Source organism: Pseudomonas sp. 22085, from assembly GCF_052045815.1.
Lineage (GTDB): Bacteria > Pseudomonadota > Gammaproteobacteria > Pseudomonadales > Pseudomonadaceae > Aquipseudomonas > Aquipseudomonas glycinae.
This window is the reverse complement of record NZ_JBQEQA010000031.1, coordinates 1-16,907: the sequence shown is the minus strand read 5'-3', so window position 1 is coordinate 16,907 and position 16,907 is coordinate 1. Positions and strand designations below refer to the sequence as shown.

At 60.3% G+C, this 16,907-nt stretch carries 20 protein-coding genes; 12 read left to right on the top strand and 8 right to left on the bottom strand.

Annotated elements, in window-relative coordinates:
- Window positions 1-31 precede the first annotated feature (31 nt).
- From ACTJK7_RS27465 to ACTJK7_RS27445, 5 genes are all read right to left on the bottom strand, one after another.
- Complete coding sequence (locus ACTJK7_RS27465; RefSeq protein ID WP_108559725.1) at window positions 32-1,042, bottom strand: SIS domain-containing protein; 1,011 nt, start codon at window positions 1,040-1,042, stop codon at window positions 32-34.
- Complete coding sequence (nagA, locus tag ACTJK7_RS27460; protein ID WP_064382422.1) at window positions 1,035-2,141, bottom strand: N-acetylglucosamine-6-phosphate deacetylase; 1,107 nt, start codon at window positions 2,139-2,141, stop codon at window positions 1,035-1,037. Before nagA ends, ACTJK7_RS27465 begins: the two co-directional genes overlap by 8 nt.
- Before the next feature lie 30 nt (window positions 2,142-2,171).
- Window positions 2,172-2,903 (bottom strand): GntR family transcriptional regulator, encoded by a 732-nt coding sequence (locus tag ACTJK7_RS27455; protein WP_108559727.1) that lies wholly within the window; start codon window positions 2,901-2,903, stop codon window positions 2,172-2,174.
- Window positions 2,904-3,233: 330 nt separating this feature from the next.
- Window positions 3,234-3,749, bottom strand: a complete 516-nt coding sequence (locus ACTJK7_RS27450; protein ID WP_007954614.1) for a L,D-transpeptidase family protein — start codon at window positions 3,747-3,749, stop codon at window positions 3,234-3,236.
- A gap of 102 nt (window positions 3,750-3,851) precedes the next feature.
- Window positions 3,852-4,403: an NUDIX hydrolase gene (locus tag ACTJK7_RS27445; RefSeq protein WP_108559729.1), complete on the bottom strand. Its 552-nt coding sequence runs from the start codon at window positions 4,401-4,403 to the stop codon at window positions 3,852-3,854.
- Between the two features lie 147 nt (window positions 4,404-4,550).
- Between ACTJK7_RS27445 and ACTJK7_RS27440 the strand changes: the two genes are divergently transcribed.
- The 5 genes from ACTJK7_RS27440 (at window position 4,551) to purT (ending at window position 7,748) form a co-directional block, all read left to right on the top strand.
- The gene (locus tag ACTJK7_RS27440; RefSeq protein WP_064382420.1) at window positions 4,551-5,150 is read left to right on the top strand and encodes a CoA pyrophosphatase; all 600 of its coding nucleotides are present in this window, start codon (window positions 4,551-4,553) and stop codon (window positions 5,148-5,150) included.
- Between the two features lie 47 nt (window positions 5,151-5,197).
- A complete protein-coding gene (locus ACTJK7_RS27435) occupies window positions 5,198-5,722 on the top strand; it encodes a gamma carbonic anhydrase family protein (protein ID WP_011332606.1) in 525 nt (174 codons plus the stop codon).
- Window positions 5,719-5,934 carry a DUF1289 domain-containing protein gene (locus ACTJK7_RS27430; protein WP_007954618.1) on the top strand — a complete coding sequence of 72 codons (216 nt, stop codon included), beginning with the start codon at window positions 5,719-5,721 and terminating at the stop codon, window positions 5,932-5,934. The genes ACTJK7_RS27435 and ACTJK7_RS27430 overlap by 4 nt, the downstream gene beginning before the upstream one ends.
- 64 nt (window positions 5,935-5,998) lie before the next feature.
- Window positions 5,999-6,466, top strand: a complete 468-nt coding sequence (locus ACTJK7_RS27425) for a preQ0 transporter (protein ID WP_011332607.1) — start codon at window positions 5,999-6,001, stop codon at window positions 6,464-6,466.
- 100 nt (window positions 6,467-6,566) lie between these two features.
- Window positions 6,567-7,748, top strand: coding sequence for a formate-dependent phosphoribosylglycinamide formyltransferase (gene purT / locus ACTJK7_RS27420; protein ID WP_108559731.1), 1,182 nt, complete (start codon window positions 6,567-6,569; stop codon window positions 7,746-7,748).
- Window positions 7,749-7,795: 47 nt separating this feature from the next.
- On the opposite strand, the gene ACTJK7_RS27415 is transcribed toward purT, so the two are convergent.
- The 3 genes from ACTJK7_RS27415 to ACTJK7_RS27405 form a co-directional block, all read right to left on the bottom strand.
- The gene (locus tag ACTJK7_RS27415; protein WP_064382417.1) at window positions 7,796-9,112 is read right to left on the bottom strand and encodes an MFS transporter; all 1,317 of its coding nucleotides are present in this window, start codon (window positions 9,110-9,112) and stop codon (window positions 7,796-7,798) included.
- Window positions 9,113-9,347: 235 nt separating this feature from the next.
- Complete coding sequence (locus tag ACTJK7_RS27410) at window positions 9,348-10,589, bottom strand: transporter associated domain-containing protein (protein ID WP_108559735.1); 1,242 nt, start codon at window positions 10,587-10,589, stop codon at window positions 9,348-9,350.
- 12 nt (window positions 10,590-10,601) lie between these two features.
- Window positions 10,602-11,414: a cytochrome C assembly family protein gene (locus ACTJK7_RS27405; RefSeq protein WP_039769548.1), complete on the bottom strand. Its 813-nt coding sequence runs from the start codon at window positions 11,412-11,414 to the stop codon at window positions 10,602-10,604.
- A gap of 209 nt (window positions 11,415-11,623) precedes the next feature.
- Between ACTJK7_RS27405 and ffh the strand changes: the two genes are divergently transcribed.
- From ffh to ACTJK7_RS27370, 7 genes are all read left to right on the top strand, one after another.
- Entirely contained in the window at window positions 11,624-13,000 is a 1,377-nt protein-coding gene (ffh, locus tag ACTJK7_RS27400; RefSeq protein WP_108559737.1) for a signal recognition particle protein, read from the top strand.
- A gap of 249 nt (window positions 13,001-13,249) precedes the next feature.
- Window positions 13,250-13,501, top strand: a complete 252-nt coding sequence (rpsP, locus tag ACTJK7_RS27395; protein WP_003185073.1) for a 30S ribosomal protein S16 — start codon at window positions 13,250-13,252, stop codon at window positions 13,499-13,501.
- Window positions 13,502-13,506: 5 nt separating this feature from the next.
- The gene (gene rimM, locus ACTJK7_RS27390) at window positions 13,507-14,043 is read left to right on the top strand and encodes a ribosome maturation factor RimM (protein WP_011332613.1); all 537 of its coding nucleotides are present in this window, start codon (window positions 13,507-13,509) and stop codon (window positions 14,041-14,043) included.
- Between the two features lie 3 nt (window positions 14,044-14,046).
- Window positions 14,047-14,799: a tRNA (guanosine(37)-N1)-methyltransferase TrmD gene (gene trmD, locus ACTJK7_RS27385; RefSeq protein ID WP_108559739.1), complete on the top strand. Its 753-nt coding sequence runs from the start codon at window positions 14,047-14,049 to the stop codon at window positions 14,797-14,799.
- A gap of 45 nt (window positions 14,800-14,844) precedes the next feature.
- Window positions 14,845-15,195, top strand: coding sequence for a 50S ribosomal protein L19 (rplS, locus tag ACTJK7_RS27380; protein WP_003175895.1), 351 nt, complete (start codon window positions 14,845-14,847; stop codon window positions 15,193-15,195).
- Window positions 15,196-15,285: 90 nt separating this feature from the next.
- Window positions 15,286-15,699: an acyl-CoA thioesterase gene (locus tag ACTJK7_RS27375; protein WP_011332614.1), complete on the top strand. Its 414-nt coding sequence runs from the start codon at window positions 15,286-15,288 to the stop codon at window positions 15,697-15,699.
- A 239-nt stretch (window positions 15,700-15,938) separates the two neighbouring features.
- Window positions 15,939-16,901, top strand: a complete 963-nt coding sequence (locus tag ACTJK7_RS27370; RefSeq protein WP_440779566.1) for an IS110 family transposase — start codon at window positions 15,939-15,941, stop codon at window positions 16,899-16,901.
- Window positions 16,902-16,907: the final 6 nt, after the last annotated feature.

Sequence of the window (16,907 nt, the reverse complement as noted above, 5' to 3'; positions counted from 1 at the left end):
CGGTCTCATCAGGAAAACGTTCGGTTCGGACTCAGTGCGTACGAGTGACTTTGCTCAGGTGTCGCGGCTGATCCGGGTCCATGCCACGGGCCACTGCCAAAGCGGCCGCCATCACGTAGAAACTCTGGATCGCCAGGATCGGATCGAGGGCCGGGTGCTCGGCACGGCTGAGGGTCAGGTCGCGTTCGCTGACGTCATCCGGCGCAGCCAGCAACACGCGGGCGCCGCGCTGACGCATTTCGGCTGCCAGGCTCAGCAGGCCGGCCTGTTCGGCACCGCGTGGGGCGAACACCAGCAGCGGGTAATGTTCGTCGATCAGGGCCATCGGGCCGTGGCGGACTTCGGCGCTGCTGAAGGCTTCGGCCTGGATCGCCGAGGTTTCCTTGAATTTCAGCGCGGCTTCCTGGGCAATGGCGAAACCGGCGCCACGGCCGATCACCATCAGGCGTTCGCAATCACGCAGGGCGTCGATGGCCAGGCTCCAGTCCTGTTGCGCAGCTTCGCGCAGGCCTTCGGGCAGGGCGTCGTGCGCTTCCAGCAATTCGCTGTCTTCTTTCCAGTGCGCGATCAGTCGGGCGCTGGCGCTGAGGGTGGCGATGAAACTCTTGGTCGCGGCGACGCTGCTTTCGGTGCCGGCCAGCAACGGCAGGCTGAATTCACAGGCAGCTTCCAGCGGCGAATCGGCGGCGTTGACCATCGACACGCTCAGGGCGCCGCGCTTGCGCAGCAGGCGCAGGCTGTTGACCAGATCCGGGCTCTGGCCCGACTGCGAGAAGGCGAACGCGACCTGACCGCTGACCTTCAACGGCGCCTGTTGCATGGTCACCACCGACATCGGCAGCGACGCCACCGGAATCCCCAGTTGCTGCATGGTCAGGTAGGCGAAGTAGCTCGCCGCATGGTCGGAGCTGCCACGGGCAACGGTCATCGCCACTTGCGGTGGCTGACGGCGCAGGCGTCCGGCAATCTCGATCATTGAGCCATCGAGCTGTTGCAGTTGGGCTTGCACGGCCTCGAACGAGGACAGCGCCTCCTCAAGCATTTTTGAAGTCAATGTCTTCTCCTTCGACCATGACGGCGGTCAGTGTGAGTGAGCGATCCAGTCGCACGCAGTCGGCCCAGGCGCCGGGTTGCAGGCGCCCGCGTTCGGTGATGCCGAGATAGTCGGCGGGGAATTGCGAAAGACGTTGCGAGGCCTCGGCGATCGGCAGACCGATTTTCACCAGATTGCGCAGGGCCTGATCCATGGTCAGGGTGCTGCCAGCCAGGGTGCCGTCGGGCAGGCGCACGCCGCCCAGGCATTTGGTGACGGTGTGGCTGCCGAGCTTGTATTCACCGTCGGGCATGCCGGCGGCGGCGGTTGAATCGGTGACGCAATACAGGCACGGGATCGAGCGCAGAGCCACGCGGATCGCGCCGGGGTGTACGTGCAGCAAGTCCGGAATCAGTTCCGCGAATTTGGCGTGGGCGAGGGCCGCGCCGACGATGCCCGGTTCGCGGTGATGCAGCGGGCTCATGGCGTTGTACAAGTGGGTGAAACTGGTGGCACCGGCTTCGAGGGCGGCGACGCCTTCCTCGTAACTGCCGAGGGTATGACCGATCTGCATGCGGATGCCACGGCCGCTCATTTCACGAATCAAGCCATCGTGGCCGGCGATTTCCGGGGCGATGGTGATCACCCGGATCGGCGCCAGCGCCAGATAGTCTTCGACCTCGGCCATCAACGCGGTGTGGGCGAAGTTCGGCTGGGCGCCGAGCTTGCCGGGATTGATGTACGGGCCTTCGAGGTGCACGCCGAGCACTCGGGCGGCGCCTTTCGGACGCTGTTCGCAGAATTCGCCGACCTCCTTGAGCACGCTGGCAATCTCGGCACTCGGCGCGGTCATCGTGGTGGCGAGCAGCGAGGTGGTGCCGAAGCGCACGTGGGTCTTGGTGATGGTCTCGAACGCGCTGGCGCCTTCCATGATGTCCTTGCCGCCACCGCCGTGGACGTGCAGGTCGATGAAACCCGGCAGCAGATACGGCAAGTCATTGGTCGCCGGATCGCAAGGCTCGCCTTCGATCGACACGACTCTGCCGTGTTCGTGGATCAGCCGGCCGCGAATCCAGCCGTCAGCGGTGAGGATGTTGTCTTCGGACATTTCGCTTCTCTCGTTTGGCCTGGCTGCTGATCAGCGGCGAAGCTCTGCAACAAAGTCGTAGTAGTCGTTGCGGCAATAGGTGTCGGTGACTTCGATCGGCGTGTTGTCTTCCAGGTAGCCGACCCGGGTCATCAGCAGCATCGCGGTGCCGGGGGCGATGCCGACGAGTGCGGCGAACTCGTCCGAGGCGTTGATCGCCTGGATGTGCTGCAAGGCGCGCACGATCGGTTTGCCGATGCTGTCGAGGTGTTCGTAGAGGGAATCGCCCACCACCTGTGGCTTGGGCATGATCGAGGCGGGCAGGGTGCTCATCTCGATGGCCATCACCGTGTCGTCGGCTTTGCGCAGGCGTTTCATGCGCGCGACCTTGTCGTTCGGCGACAGGCCGAGGCGGATCAGTTCTTCGTGGGTCGGCAGGGTGATTTCCCGCTCCAGCCATTTCGAACTGGGCACGAAGCCCTTGAGGCGGAGCATTTCGCTGAAGCCCGACAGGCGCGACAGCGGTTGTTCAAGGCGCGGGGTGATGAAGGTGCCGGAACCTTGCAGGCGGCGGATCAAACCTTGATCGAGCAGCACTTCCAGCGCTTTGCGCGCGGTGACCCGGGAAATTCCCAGCATCTCGCTGAGATTGCGCTCGGAGGGCATCGCCTGTTCGGCTTTCCACTGGCCGGCATGGATCGCCGCTTCCAGGTTGCGCGCCAGTTGCAGGTACAGCGGCGTCGGCTGGGAGTCGTCAGGGCGCAGGGCGTGGAGATCGTTCATGCAGGCACTTCCGGAGCTGATATTGGAATGTTGTCGCTCGCTGTTTCGGCGAAAACTAATACCACTTGCATACCATGTCAACGCGTCGGAAATGCCTGTAGGCCCATGGCTCAGAAGGTTTCAAGGCGGGTGGTTTCAAGTGGTATTAGAGGTGCGCTGTAAAACGCAAAAAATCGCGGTCTGCGGCAGTTCTGGCGAGTGACAGTGGTATCACCGTTCAGACGTTGCCGCAGGCGGCGATCTTTTTGATTTATTTTTTGCGAGCGACCAATGGTCGGGAGAAAGGGCCGTTTTAAGGCCCCTCGGGAGCGTGCTCCCTGGATGACAGAATCAGGGGCGAATTTCGATCATCGTGCCATCCGGCACCAGATTCCAGACTTCGCGCATGTCGACGTTGCGCATGGCAATGCAGCCGTCGGTCCAGTCCAGGGTGTGGAACAGTTGTTCGGGGTTGTCCTCGGAGTCCGGCGTGCCGTGGATCATGATCATTCCGCCAGGCTCGACGCCTTCGCGGCGGGCGCGGGCGGAGTCGCTGATGTTCGGGTAGGAGATGTGCATCGACAGGTTGAATTTGTCGCTGGTCTTGCGCCAGTCGATCCAATAGAAACCTTCCGGTGTGCGTTTGTCCCCCTCAATCAGCTTCGGGCCTTTTTTCGCGCCTTTGCCCAGGGAAATGCGATAGCTCTTGAGGGGCTTGCCGTCGGCGATCAACTGCAGTTGATGGGCCGATTTGAGCACCAGTACTTTTTCGATGAGCGGGGTGTTCGAAGGCGTCACGGTGGTCACGAATGACGCTTGGGAGACGGTGACGAACGACAGGCAGAACAGGGCAAGCAACCAGCGCATTGAAACGATTCCCCAGAAATGAAGCAGATACTTTATTTATAGATAGTGTGCAGGCGCTGTCGCGGTCTGCGTCAGCCGGTTATCGGCCGGCCGCCGTCGAAATCAAGTGATGGCCGGTTGAGCGAGTGGCGGGATCGATTCGGAGCGAACCGGATAAACCTCGACACGCCGGTCAGCGAAGAAGCATTCCAGGGTACGGCCCACCGTGCGGAAAGCCAGTTCGTCCCAAGGAATGTCTTCCTCGTCGAACAGTTGCACTTCCAGGCTTTCGGGGCCGGCGGCGAAGTCCAGATCCGCCAGCTCGGCGCGGAAAAACACATGCACCTGACTGATGTGCGGCACGTCGATCAAGGTATAGATGCTCAGGTTGCGCACCCGGGCGCAGGCTTCCTCGGCGGTTTCGCGGATGGCGGCCTGTTCGATGGTCTCGCCGTTCTCCATGAACCCGGCGGGCAGCGTCCAGTAACCGAGGCGTGGCTCGATGGCGCGGCGGCACAGCAGGACTTTGCTGCCCCAGATCGGTACGCAACCGGCCACGATATTGGGGTTCTGATAGTGAATCGTCTGACAGCTGTCGCAGACGAATCGCAGCCGCGAGTCGCCTTCGGGAATGCGCTGGGTCACCGGGTTGCCGCAGTGGCTGCAAAATTTCATGCTGGGGTTCCTGAATGCTGCGCCTATCTTGGCGTGCAGCGGTGTCAGTCGGCAAGTTGTCGTTTCGCGACATGACGCCCGTTCGGGGCTTGGGCGGTCGCAATGATTGGTGCATGATGCAGGGTAAGGCACCGATCGAGAACACTTATGCTGGACGAGCTACTGCACCGGGTAAGCAATCACACGCCGCGCACGCTGGAGACCGACACGCGTTTCCCCGAGGCCGCTGTCCTGGTGCCGATTACTCGCAGTGACGAACCCGAACTAGTCCTCACCCTGCGCGCCAGCGGGCTCTCGACCCACGGCGGCGAAGTCGCCTTCCCCGGTGGACGACGCGATCCCGAGGACCCGGATCTGGTGTTCACCGCCCTGCGTGAAGCCGAAGAGGAAATCGGCCTGCCCCCTGGACTGGTCGAAGTGATCGGTCCGCTCAGCCCGCTGATTTCCCTGCATGGCATCAAGGTCACGCCGTATGTCGGGGTGATTCCCGATTTTGTCGAATACCAGGCCAATGATGCCGAGATTGCTGCGGTGTTCAGTGTGCCGCTGGAGTTCTTCCGCAAGGATCCGCGCGAACACACCCATCGCATCGACTATCAGGGTCGCAGTTGGTACGTGCCGAGCTACCGTTACGGCGAATACAAGATTTGGGGGCTGACGGCGATCATGATCGTCGAGTTGATCAACCTGCTCTATGACGCCAAAATCAGCCTGCATCAGCCGCCTAAAAGCTTCATCAATACCTGAAGCCATCGCTCGAATGGCCAGCCATCGTGAGCCCTGAGGAAAACAAGATGAAATACCGCCTGGGCGACGCCCGCGTCGAAACCCATCCGCAGAGCTGGGTCGCCCCCAACGCCGTGCTCGTGGGCAAGGTCAGACTGGAAGAGGGCGCCAACGTCTGGTTCAACGCCGTGTTGCGTGGGGACAACGAACTGATCCTGATCGGCAAGAACAGCAACGTGCAGGATGGCACGGTGATGCACACCGACATGGGCTATCCGCTGACCATCGGCACCGGCGTGACCATCGGCCACAACGCCATGCTCCACGGCTGCACGGTCGGCGACTACAGCCTGATCGGCATCAACGCGGTCATCCTCAACGGCGCGAAGATCGGCAAGAACTGCATCATTGGCGCCAATTCGCTGATCGGCGAAGGCAAGGAAATTCCTGACGGTTCACTGGTGATGGGCTCGCCGGGCAAGGTCGTGCGCGAACTGACCGAGCAACAGAAGAAGATGCTCGAAGCCAGTGCCGCGCACTATGTGCATAACTCTCAGCGCTATGCGCGCGATCTGGTCGAGCAGGAAGAATGACAACCCCGGAAAGACCCGTTGCCTCGCCGTGCGTGAGCATTTGCGCACTGGACGAAGACGACATTTGTACCGGTTGCCAGCGCACGGTCGAGGAAATTACTCGCTGGAGCCGGATGACCAATGATGAACGTCGGGTTGTTCTCGGGCTCTGTCATGAGCGGGCGAAGGCCAGTGGCCTGGTCTGGATGATCGGCAAAACGCCGGGGCAATAGCCGATTTGATTGGCGTCATCGAAGGGCTGAAGTAACCTGTGCGCCAAATTGACAGGTCACGCCCATGATTTTCCTCATCGCTTACATCAGCAGCGTCGTGCTGATCAACTTCGCCTTCTCCACCGCGCCGCACCTGGACATCATCTGGTCGGCCTGGGGCGGGTTGGTGTTCGTGCTGCGCGACATGGTGCAGATCCGTTTCGGCCACGGCGCGATCGTGGCGATGCTGGCGGCGCTGGTGCTGTCCTATGTCACGTCCGATCCGTCGATTGCGCTGGCCAGTGCCACGGCATTCGCAGTCTCCGAGTGCATCGACTGGCTGGTGTTCACCATCACCAGGCGCCCGTTGCGCGACCGGTTGTGGATCAGCTCGGCGCTGAGCATTCCCCTCGATACCTTCATCTTCTTTGGCATGATCGACCTGCTGACGCCGCCAGTGCTTATCACCGCGCTGGCCTCGAAGTTCGCCGGCGTGACTGCGGTCTGGCTGATCATGGCCTGGCGCGAACGCAAACAGGCTGTCGCCGGCTGAAGCCAAACCCTCAGGTTCATGTAAAATGCCGCGCTTTCTCCCCATGGAAAGCGCGTCTGGCGTTGCTTTCCTCGATGATCCGCTTCTTTGAGGACCTGAGATGACCCGTATCGGAACTCCATTGTCGCCGACCGCGACCCGCGTATTGCTGTGTGGCTGTGGTGAGTTGGGCAAGGAAGTGGTGATCGAGCTGCAACGCCTGGGCGTTGAAGTGATCGCCGTTGACCGTTACGCCAACGCGCCGGCCATGCAGGTTGCCCATCGCAGCCACGTGATCAACATGCTCGATGGTGCCGCCCTTCGTGCAGTGATCGAAGCCGAGAAGCCGCACTTCATCGTGCCGGAAATCGAAGCCATCGCCACTGCCACGCTGGTCGAACTGGAGGCCGAAGGCTTCACCGTGATCCCGACCGCTCGCGCCGCGCAACTGACCATGAACCGCGAAGGCATCCGTCGTCTGGCTGCCGAAGAGCTGGACCTGCCGACTTCGCCGTACCACTTCGCCGATACCTTCGAGGACTACAGCAAAGCCGTTCAGGACCTGGGCTTCCCGTGTGTCGTCAAACCGGTGATGAGTTCGTCGGGCAAGGGCCAGAGCCTGCTGCGCAGCGCCGATGACGTGCAGAAAGCCTGGGATTACGCCCAAGAGGGCGGTCGCGCGGGTAAAGGTCGCGTGATCATCGAAGGCTTCATCGATTTCGACTACGAAATCACTCTGCTGACCGTGCGTCACGTCGGCGGCACGACGTTCTGTGCGCCGGTCGGCCACCGTCAGGAGAAGGGCGACTATCAGGAATCCTGGCAGCCACAGGCCATGAGCCCGGTGGCGCTGGCCGAGTCCGAGCGCGTTGCCAAAGCCGTGACCGAAGCATTGGGCGGTCGTGGTCTGTTCGGCGTCGAGCTGTTCATCAAAGGCGATCAGGTGTGGTTCAGTGAAGTGTCGCCACGTCCACACGACACCGGTCTGGTAACCCTGATTTCCCAGGACCTGTCGCAGTTCGCCCTGCACGCCCGAGCCATCCTCGGCCTGCCGGTGCCACTGATCCGTCAGTTCGGCCCATCGGCTTCGGCGGTGATTCTTGTGGAAGGTCAGTCGACCCAGACTGCATTCGCCAATCTTGGCGCTGCGCTGAGTGAACCGGATACCGCTCTGCGTCTGTTCGGCAAGCCTGAAGTCAACGGTCAGCGCCGCATGGGTGTGGCACTGGCCCGTGACGAGTTGATCGAGGCCGCTCGTGCCAAGGCGACCCGTGCTTCTCAGGCTGTCGTTGTAGAGCTGTAATCTCGCTATCTGATCGCTCCCGCATCGGGCGGGAGCGATCAGGGCATTTACGACACCTGATTCAAATCGTTATTGCGCGTTTCCTTCAGGCACAGCACAGCGATCAAGCTGAGCACCGCTGCCGCTGACACATACCCGCCGACGTAACTCAAACCACCCATCGCCACCAGTTTCTGCGCAAAGAATGGCGCCGCCGAGGCTCCGACAATGCCGCCGAGGTTGTAGGCCGCCGATGCACCGGTATAGCGGACGTGTGTCGGAAACAGCTCCGGCAGCAGCGCGCCCATTGGGGCGAATGTCACCCCCATCAGAAACAGCTCGATGCACAGGAACAGGGCCACGCCCCAGGTCGAACCCTGAGTCAGCAGCGGCTCCATCAGAAACCCGGAAAGAATCGCCAGCACACCGCCGACGATCAGCACCGGCTTGCGCCCGTAACGATCGCTTGCCCACGCCGACAAAGGCGTCGCGGCTGCCATGAACAGTACTGCGAAGCACAGCAGCCCGAGGAACGTCTCACGGCTGTAGCCCAAAGTGGATACGCCGTAGCTCAGGGAAAACACCGTTGAGATGTAGAACAGTGCGTAGCACACCACCATGGCAGCGGCGCCAAGCAATGTCGGTGCCCAGTATTGGCTGAACAGCTCGACCAGCGGCACTTTCACGCGTTCCTGACGGGCAATGGCATTGGCGAACACCGGGGTCTCGTGCAGCTTGAGGCGCACGTACAGCCCGACCATCACCAGCACGGCACTGAGCAGGAACGGAATGCGCCAGCCCCAACTGCGGAACTGATCGTCGCTCAGGCTCATGGCAAGGGTCAGGAACAGACCGTTGGCGGCCAGAAAACCAATCGAAGGCCCGAGTTGCGGGAACATACCGAACCACGCCCGTTTGCCTTTCGGCGCGTTTTCGGTCGCCAGCAGCGCTGCACCGCCCCATTCGCCACCCAATCCCAGGCCCTGGCCGAAGCGCAGCACGCAAAGCAGGATCGGCGCCCACGCCCCGATGCTGTCGTAGCCCGGCAGCACGCCGATCAGCGTGGTGCAGACGCCCATCAGCAGCAGCGAAGCGACCAAAGTCGATTTGCGCCCGATCCGGTCGCCGAAATGGCCGAACAGCGCCGAGCCCAGCGGTCGGGCCAGGAAGGCGATGCCGAAGGTAAGAAATGCCGAAAGCATCTGCGCCGTGCCGGAAGTCTGCGGGAAGAACACCGGCCCGATCACCAGCGCAGCAGCGGTGGCGTAGACATAGAAATCGTAGAACTCGATGGCCGTGCCGATGAAGCTTGCCGTGGCCACGCGGGTGGCGGAGTTGGTCGGTTGGGCAGGCGTGGTGTCGCTGTAAGCGGTACTGGTCGTCATGCGGTGATCCCTGACAGTCATGAGCTCCGTTGGAGCGAATTATTATGGTCGAACACCCAGGGATGTGGGATGAGGCGCGATCGCTGCTTCAGGTAGGAACAGTCGTCGGTGTGATGCGGATATTGCCGATGAACCGGCCGGAACTTGTCGGGTGCGGGGTAAGCACACGGTTCGGCGGGGCTTGGGTAAGCACCGCGATTATAGGAAGGTGGCTAACGATTGAACAAGGGGCTGTCTAGCGGGCCGTGGCCAGCGTCGGGGCCGAAGTGGTGTGCCAGATCAGGACCTTGCTGACGCGGTTCTCTTCGGTTTCGAGAATCTCCAGCCGGTAGCGGCCGATCTTCAGGCAGACCGCGCTTTCCGGGATGGTTTCCAGCGCTTCGGTCACCAGGCCATTGAGGGTCCGGGGGCCGTCGCTGGGCAGGTGCCAGCCCAGGCATTTGTTCAGTTCGCGGATCGACGCCGCGCCATCGATCACCATGCGGCCATCGGCCTGCGGGTGGATGTGCGGATTGTCGAGGCTGTGCTCGCTTTCGAATTCGCCGACGATTTCTTCGAGAATGTCTTCCAGGGTGACGATGCCGAGCACTTCGCCGTATTCGTCCACCACCATGCCCAGACGCCGTTGCTGCTTGTGGAAGTTCAGCAGTTGCAGTTGCAGCGGGGTGCTTTCAGGGACGAAATACGGCTCGTAACTGGCCGCCAGCAAGGCTTCGCGGGTCAGGCTGCCGTTGTCGAGCAGGTGACGAATCTGCCTGGTATTGAGCACCGCTTCGACCTGATTGATATCGCTGTGGAAGACCGGCAGGCGAGTGCGCCGGTTCTTGCGCAATTGTTCGGTGATTTCTTCGATCGGATCGTCGAGGTTGATACCGTCGACATCGCTGCGCGGCACCAGAATGTCGTTGACCGTGATGTTGTCCAGCGCATGGATGCCTGAAACCGGGTGCGGGCGCACCGGATGATCCGGGTCGTCATGACGCTCCGCCGGCACATCGTCTTCGCTCTGTTGCACCACCTGGGCCTTGCGGATGAACGGTTGCATCAGCAAACCACTGGTGCGGCTGAGTAGCCAGGCAAGCGGGTAAACGACCTTCAGCGGGACCGCCAGCAGCGTATTGCCGAACGACAACACCGCATCCGGATAACGCTGGGCGAGGGCGCGGGGGAAATAGTCGGCAAAAACCAGCAGCAGGGCGCCGGCGCCGAGGCAGGCGGCCCAGGGGCCATTTTCTGCACAGAGAAAGATTGCCAGCAGGGTGGCCAGAATGACGGCGAGGGCGCGGCACAGGGTATTGCAGAGGATCAGGCTGTCGAGCGGGAAGTTGAGCTTAGCCAGCGGCTTGTCGCTGGCGCGGGATGCGGTGCGTTGCGCGAGCAGGTGCTGTTGCGCCGCTTCGACGGCGGTAAACAGCCCTGACCAGAGAATCAGCAGGACAAATACCGCGAGCATCGGCCCTATGGGCAAACCGTCCATTTATGCCGCCCGTCAGATGTGCAGGATGTATTCACGAACCAGTTTGCTGCCGAAATACGCGAGCATCAGCAGGCAGAAACCGGCGAGGGTCCAGCGGATTGCCTTGTGGCCGCGCCAGCCGAGGCGGTTACGGCCCCACAGCAGGACGCTGAACACGATCCAGGCCAGGCAGGCCAGCAGGGTTTTATGCACCAGGTGCTGGGCAAACAGGTTCTCGACGAACAGCCAGCCGGAAATCAGCGACAGCGACAGCAAAGTCCAGCCGGCCCAAAGGAAGCCGAACAGCAGGCTTTCCATGGTTTGCAGTGGCGGGAAGTTCTTGATCAGCCCGGACGGGTGCTTGTGCTTGAGCTGATGATCCTGCACCAGCAGCAACAGGGCCTGGAACACCGCGATGGTGAACATGCCGTAGGCGAGGATCGACAACAGGATGTGTGCGAGGATGCCCGGTTCTTCATCGATGATCTGCACCGTGCCGGCCGGCGCGAATTGCGCCAGCAGTACGGTGATCGCACCCAGCGGGAATAGCAGCACCAGCAGGTTTTCCACCGGGATCCGCGAGCAGGCCAGCAGGGTCAGAGCGATGACGGCCGCAGCAATCAGGCTCGAGGCGCTGAAAAAATCCAGGCCCAGACCGATCGGCGTCAATAAATGAGTGAGCAGGCTGGCGCTGTGGGCCAGCACGGCGAGGACGCCGAGCGAGACCAGCAGGCGCTTGTTGGCCTTGGCGCCGGTGGCCAGGCGGGTGCCCTGATAGAGAGTCGCAGCGGCGTAAAGAAGGGCGGCGGCGAGGGTGGTCAGCAAACTCGGTGACAAGGGGAGCATAAATCCTGTTAGGCAAGCCCGAAAGGCGCTGAGTTTGGCATAGAACCGCCGTTGCACGAAAGACCGGCAAGCTGACAGCGAGGTGTCCGCCAGTCGCAGTCTTCGCTATAATCCGCGACCTGCCCACGCCGCAGGCTCGCCGAGCACATGTTGATTCCGGTCTGGGCCGCCATTATCCCGGTCTACACAGGGCCTGAAAGGATCGCGCAATGTTTGAAAACTTAACCGACCGTCTCTCGCAGACGCTGCGCCATGTCACCGGCAAGGCGAAACTGACCGAGGACAACATCAAAGACACCCTGCGCGAAGTGCGCATGGCGTTGCTCGAAGCCGACGTGGCCCTGCCTGTGGTCAAGGACTTCGTCAATTCGGTCAAGGAGCGTGCTGTCGGCACCGAGGTGTCGCGCAGCCTGACGCCGGGCCAGGCGTTCGTGAAGATCGTCCAGGCCGAACTCGAAAGCCTGATGGGCGCGGCCAACGAAGACTTGAACCTGAGCGCCGTGCCGCCTGCCGTCATTCTGATGGCCGGTCTGCAGGGGGCGGGTAAAACCACCACCGCCGGCAAACTGGCGCGCTTCCTTAAAGAGCGCAAGAAGAAGTCGGTCATGGTCGTGTCGGCGGACATCTACCGCCCTGCTGCTATTAAACAGCTGGAAACCCTGGCCAACGACATCGGTGTGACGTTCTTCCCGTCCGACCTGAGCCAGAAGCCGGTCGACATCGCCAGCGCGGCTATTAAAGAAGCAAAACTGAAATTCATCGACGTGGTCATCGTCGACACCGCCGGTCGTCTGCACATCGACGAAGAGATGATGGGCGAGATCAAGGCGCTGCACGCCGCGATCAACCCGGTCGAAACCCTGTTCGTGGTGGATGCCATGACCGGTCAGGACGCGGCCAACACGGCCAAGGCCTTCGGTGATGCGCTGCCGCTGACCGGTGTGATCCTGACCAAGGTCGACGGTGATGCCCGTGGCGGTGCCGCGCTGTCCGTTCGTTCGATTACCGGCAAGCCGATCAAGTTCATCGGTATGGGCGAGAAGAGCGAAGCGCTCGATCCGTTCCATCCTGAGCGGATCGCTTCGCGTATCCTCGGCATGGGCGACGTGCTCAGCCTGATCGAACAGGCTGAAGCGACCCTCGACAAGGAAAAGGCCGACAAACTGGCCAAGAAGCTGAAGAAGGGCAAGGGCTTCGACCTCGAAGACTTCCGCGATCAGCTGCAACAGATGAAGAACATGGGCGGCCTCGGCGGGCTCATGGACAAACTGCCGAGCATCGGCGGCGTCAATCTCTCGCAAATGGGCAACGCTCAGAACGCTGCAGAGAAGCAATTCAAACAGATGGAAGCCATCATCAACTCCATGACCCCGGCCGAGCGCCGCGACCCTGAGCTGATCAGCGGTTCGCGCAAGCGCCGGATCGCCATGGGTTCCGGCACCCAGGTGCAGGACATCGGTCGCTTGATCAAGCAGCACAAGCAGATGCAGAAGATGATGAAGAAATTCTCCGCCAAGGGCGGAATGGCGAAAATGATGCGCGGCATGGGCGGAATGTTGCCCGGCGGCGGCATGCCAAAGATGTAAAAGAACTCGCCGGTCGTCGCACCGGCGCAGTCCCGCAAGGAAGCGGGATCCACAGCAAACCCGCACTCGGCGGGAGCTGACCGGCCGTGTTAAACGACGGCCCCATATGCAAATCTGCACGGCATGCCACAGGCGCCGGAAAAAGTCATTTGCAAAAGTCCGGATATTCCTTAGAATATGCGGCCTTTCGGGCACCCATGCCCGCTGTGCATTTAGATTTGCAGCACCGACTACAGGAACGATGTTCACATGCTAACAATCCGTCTTGCCCTTGGCGGCTCCAAAAAGCGCCCGTTTTACCACCTGACCGTAACCGACTCCCGCAACCCGCGTGACGGTTCCCACAAAGAACAGGTTGGTTTCTTCAACCCTGTTGCCCGTGGTCAGGAAATCCGTCTGTCCGTGAACCAAGAGCGCGTTGCCTACTGGCTGAGCGTTGGTGCACAGCCTTCTGAGCGTGTTGCTCAGTTGCTGAAGGAATCTGCCAAGGCTGCAGCCTGAGCAGTATGAGCGCGACGCCAGAAAAAGCTGATGACCTGATCGTTGTCGGCAAGATTTTTTCGGTTCACGGCGTTCGCGGCGAGGTGAAGGTCTTTTCCTTTACCGATCCGATTGAAAACCTGTTGGGCTATCGCAACTGGACGCTTCGGCGCGAAGGCGTGGTGAAACAGGTCGAGCTGGTCAGCGGCCGATCCACTCAAAAGGATCTGGTTGTAAAGCTCAAAGGCCTCGACGATCGCGATGAAGCCCGTCTTCTGAGCGGTTACGAGATTTGCATCCCGCGAAGCCTTTTGCCCGACCTGACTGCCGACGAGTACTACTGGTACCAGTTGGAGGGTCTGAGCGTCATCAACCAGGACGAACAATTGTTCGGCAAGGTTGATCACCTGTTGGAGACCGGCGCGAACGATGTATTGGTGGTCAAGCCCTGCGTTGGCAGCCTGGATGATCGCGAGCGGTTGTTGCCCTATACGGAGCAATGCGTGCTGGCAATCGACCTGGAAGCAGGCGTGATGAGGGTGGAATGGGACGCGGACTTCTAAGCAATGGCCAGCCTGCGCGTAGACGTCATTACGCTGTTCCCCGAGATGTTCTCGGCCATCAGTGAGTACGGCATTACCAGTCGTGCGGTCAAACAGGGGCTCTTGCAGCTGATCTGTTGGAATCCGCGGGATTACACGACGGATCGACATCACACTGTGGACGATCGCCCGTTTGGCGGTGGTCCGGGCATGGTGATGAAGATCAAGCCCCTGGAAGATGCTCTGGTTCAGGCCAAGGCAGCAGCCGGGGAGGCGGCGAAGGTGATTTACCTGTCCCCCCAAGGCCGTCAACTGACTCAGTCGGCGGTACGCGAACTGGCGAAATCGGATGCATTGATCCTGATTGCCGGTCGCTATGAAGGCATTGACGAGCGCTTTATTGAGGCTCATGTCGATGAAGAGTGGTCGATTGGTGACTATGTGTTGTCTGGCGGCGAGCTGCCGGCCATGGTCATGATCGATGCGGTTACACGACTGCTGCCCGGAGCTTTAGGGCATGCGGATTCCGCTGAGGAAGATTCCTTTACGGATGGTCTGCTGGATTGCCCGCACTACACCCGACCTGAGGTGTATGCGGATCAGCGTGTTCCCGACGTGTTGCTGAGTGGCAATCACGCGCATATCCGGCGTTGGCGTTTACAGCAGTCCCTTGGTCGGACCTATGAACGACGCGCCGATCTTCTGGAAAGCCGCTCGCTTTCTGGAGAAGAGAAGAAGCTGCTCGAGGAATACATCCGCGAGCGGGACGATAGTTAACAACGTATCGATGGTAGATCAGACGATTTACCTTAGGAGCACAGCATGACCAACAAAATCATCCTTGCACTCGAAGCAGAGCAGATGACCAAAGAAATCCCTACCTTTGCCCCAGGCGACACCATCGTCGTTCAGGTGAAAGTGAAGGAAGGCGATCGTTCCCGTCTGCAAGCGTTCGAAGGCGTTGTAATCGCCAAGCGTAACCGCGGCGTGAACAGTGCGTTCACCGTTCGTAAAATCTCCAACGGTGTTGGCGTAGAACGTACTTTCCAGACCTACTCCCCGCAGATCGACAGCATGGCTGTCAAACGTCGCGGTGACGTACGTAAAGCCAAGCTGTACTACCTGCGCGACCTGTCGGGTAAAGCAGCTCGCATCAAGGAAAAACTGGCTTAAGTCCAGCTTCCGATGCAGAAAAAAGCAGCCTACGGGCTGCTTTTTTGTTGCCCGCAATTTATCCACAGTAATCCGTTTCAGGACTGACCCATGACCCCTCGCGAGCAAGAAATCGAACGCCGCACCGAACTGTCGGTGACCCGCGTGACCAAGGCGGTTTTCCCGCCGACTACCAACCACCACAACACGCTGTTCGGCGGCACTGCGCTGGCCTGGATGGACGAAGTGTCGTTCATCACCGCCACACGGTTTTGCCGTTTGCCGCTGGTGACCGTGTCCACCGATCGCATCGACTTCAATCACGCGATTCCGGCAGGCTCCATCGTCGAACTGGTCGGGCGAGTGATCAAGGTCGGCAACACCAGCCTCAAGGTCGAGGTGGAAGTGTTCGTGGAAAGCATGAGCTGCGACGGGCGCGAGAAGGCCATTCATGGGCAGTTCAGCTTTGTAGCGATTGATGATGACAAGCGTCCGGTGCCGGTGCTGCCGGGTTTCGCGGCCTGATCCAGCACCGAGTCGCGGCATTCGCGGGCAAGCCCGCTTGTATGTTTAGACTTGAAGGGGTGGGCGGGACTAAAAGCTCGATTCCGACTCTAGCCAGTACGGACCGTGGGAGACTTCTCGTCCCGCCCTTTCTACCTAAAGCGCCGATAAGGAATTCATCGGTAAAACCGACGATAGAGGCAAGCCAGCGCTACGGTAGACCCCGACAAGCTCTTAAACCCTAGCTCCGAGGATTCGTCATGACAATCCTTACCTCGCCAACGGTGATTGGTGTCGATGTGGCCAAGGCCGAAATCGTTGTTTATCGCGAAGATCTGGAAATTACCCAGGTCATCAACAATGACCGCACGTCTGTAGGTCGTTGGCTGAAGACCTTGCCCGCACAAAGCTCGATCGCTCTGGAAGCCACTAATCTCTACCACCTGGACACGGCCGAACTGGCCCATGGTATGGGGCATCGGGTTTACGTCGTGGACCCTTACCGGGTGAGCCATTACCGCGAAAGCATCGGTCAGCGTGCAAAAACCGACCCTTGTGATGCACGTCTTCTGGCGCGTTATCTAACCAGTGAACAGCACCGGCTGCGGGTCTGGAGCCCACCACCACGGCACTACACGGTGTTGAAAAGTCTGCTTAACAAGCGTGCGCAGCTGATGAAGGCCCGAGTCAGTATCATGCTGAGCTGGTCAAACGAACCTCTCCTTGAAGATCTTTTGGCCCGTGGGTTGGAGCATTTCAAACAGCTTGATCAAGCCATTCAGGAATTACTCCGCAAAGTCAGCCAAGAGGCCGGCATTAGCGAAAACATCAGACGCTGCAAAGCGATTGAAGGGATTGGTGAACTCACGGCAACGGGCTTGGCAACTACGTATATGCGAGGTGAGTTCGCCAGCGCCGATGCGTTCATCGCCTTTCTGGGAATGGATTTGAAGGCAAAGGACTCAGGCAAGAAACACAGTCCTCGCCACTTGAGCAAAAAAGGTGACGGAGAATTACGGCGTCTTGCACACAATGCAGCTATGGCAGCTTGTCGGTCCCCTGTTTGGAAACCGTTCTATGAATCCTATCTGGCAAGAGGTCTAGCCAGAACTCAGGCTTTGGTCATCCTCGCCCGTAAGCTTTGCCGGGTGGCATTCGCCCTCATGAAAAATCAGAGCGAATACCAACCCAATTTAAGGTTGCAGGGTTCCCCTGCAACATAGAATCTC

Coding starts and splice junctions, on each gene's coding strand:
- ACTJK7_RS27425 (WP_011332607.1), top strand. CDS start 5,999: ATGATTTTCCTCATCGCTTACATCAGCAGCGTCGTGCTGATCAACTTC.
- ACTJK7_RS27450 (WP_007954614.1), bottom strand. CDS start 3,749: ATGCGCTGGTTGCTTGCCCTGTTCTGCCTGTCGTTCGTCACCGTCTCC.
- ACTJK7_RS27455 (WP_108559727.1), bottom strand. CDS start 2,903: ATGAACGATCTCCACGCCCTGCGCCCTGACGACTCCCAGCCGACGCCG.
- ACTJK7_RS27440 (WP_064382420.1), top strand. CDS start 4,551: ATGCTGGACGAGCTACTGCACCGGGTAAGCAATCACACGCCGCGCACG.
- rimM (WP_011332613.1), top strand. CDS start 13,507: ATGAGCGCGACGCCAGAAAAAGCTGATGACCTGATCGTTGTCGGCAAG.
- purT (WP_108559731.1), top strand. CDS start 6,567: ATGACCCGTATCGGAACTCCATTGTCGCCGACCGCGACCCGCGTATTG.
- ffh (WP_108559737.1), top strand. CDS start 11,624: ATGTTTGAAAACTTAACCGACCGTCTCTCGCAGACGCTGCGCCATGTC.
- nagA (WP_064382422.1), bottom strand. CDS start 2,141: ATGTCCGAAGACAACATCCTCACCGCTGACGGCTGGATTCGCGGCCGG.
- ACTJK7_RS27465 (WP_108559725.1), bottom strand. CDS start 1,042: ATGCTTGAGGAGGCGCTGTCCTCGTTCGAGGCCGTGCAAGCCCAACTG.
- ACTJK7_RS27445 (WP_108559729.1), bottom strand. CDS start 4,403: ATGAAATTTTGCAGCCACTGCGGCAACCCGGTGACCCAGCGCATTCCC.
- ACTJK7_RS27370 (WP_440779566.1), top strand. CDS start 15,939: ATGACAATCCTTACCTCGCCAACGGTGATTGGTGTCGATGTGGCCAAG.
- rpsP (WP_003185073.1), top strand. CDS start 13,250: ATGCTAACAATCCGTCTTGCCCTTGGCGGCTCCAAAAAGCGCCCGTTT.
- ACTJK7_RS27405 (WP_039769548.1), bottom strand. CDS start 11,414: ATGCTCCCCTTGTCACCGAGTTTGCTGACCACCCTCGCCGCCGCCCTT.
- ACTJK7_RS27410 (WP_108559735.1), bottom strand. CDS start 10,589: ATGGACGGTTTGCCCATAGGGCCGATGCTCGCGGTATTTGTCCTGCTG.
- trmD (WP_108559739.1), top strand. CDS start 14,047: ATGGCCAGCCTGCGCGTAGACGTCATTACGCTGTTCCCCGAGATGTTC.
- ACTJK7_RS27435 (WP_011332606.1), top strand. CDS start 5,198: ATGAAATACCGCCTGGGCGACGCCCGCGTCGAAACCCATCCGCAGAGC.
- rplS (WP_003175895.1), top strand. CDS start 14,845: ATGACCAACAAAATCATCCTTGCACTCGAAGCAGAGCAGATGACCAAA.
- ACTJK7_RS27375 (WP_011332614.1), top strand. CDS start 15,286: ATGACCCCTCGCGAGCAAGAAATCGAACGCCGCACCGAACTGTCGGTG.
- ACTJK7_RS27415 (WP_064382417.1), bottom strand. CDS start 9,112: ATGACGACCAGTACCGCTTACAGCGACACCACGCCTGCCCAACCGACC.
- ACTJK7_RS27430 (WP_007954618.1), top strand. CDS start 5,719: ATGACAACCCCGGAAAGACCCGTTGCCTCGCCGTGCGTGAGCATTTGC.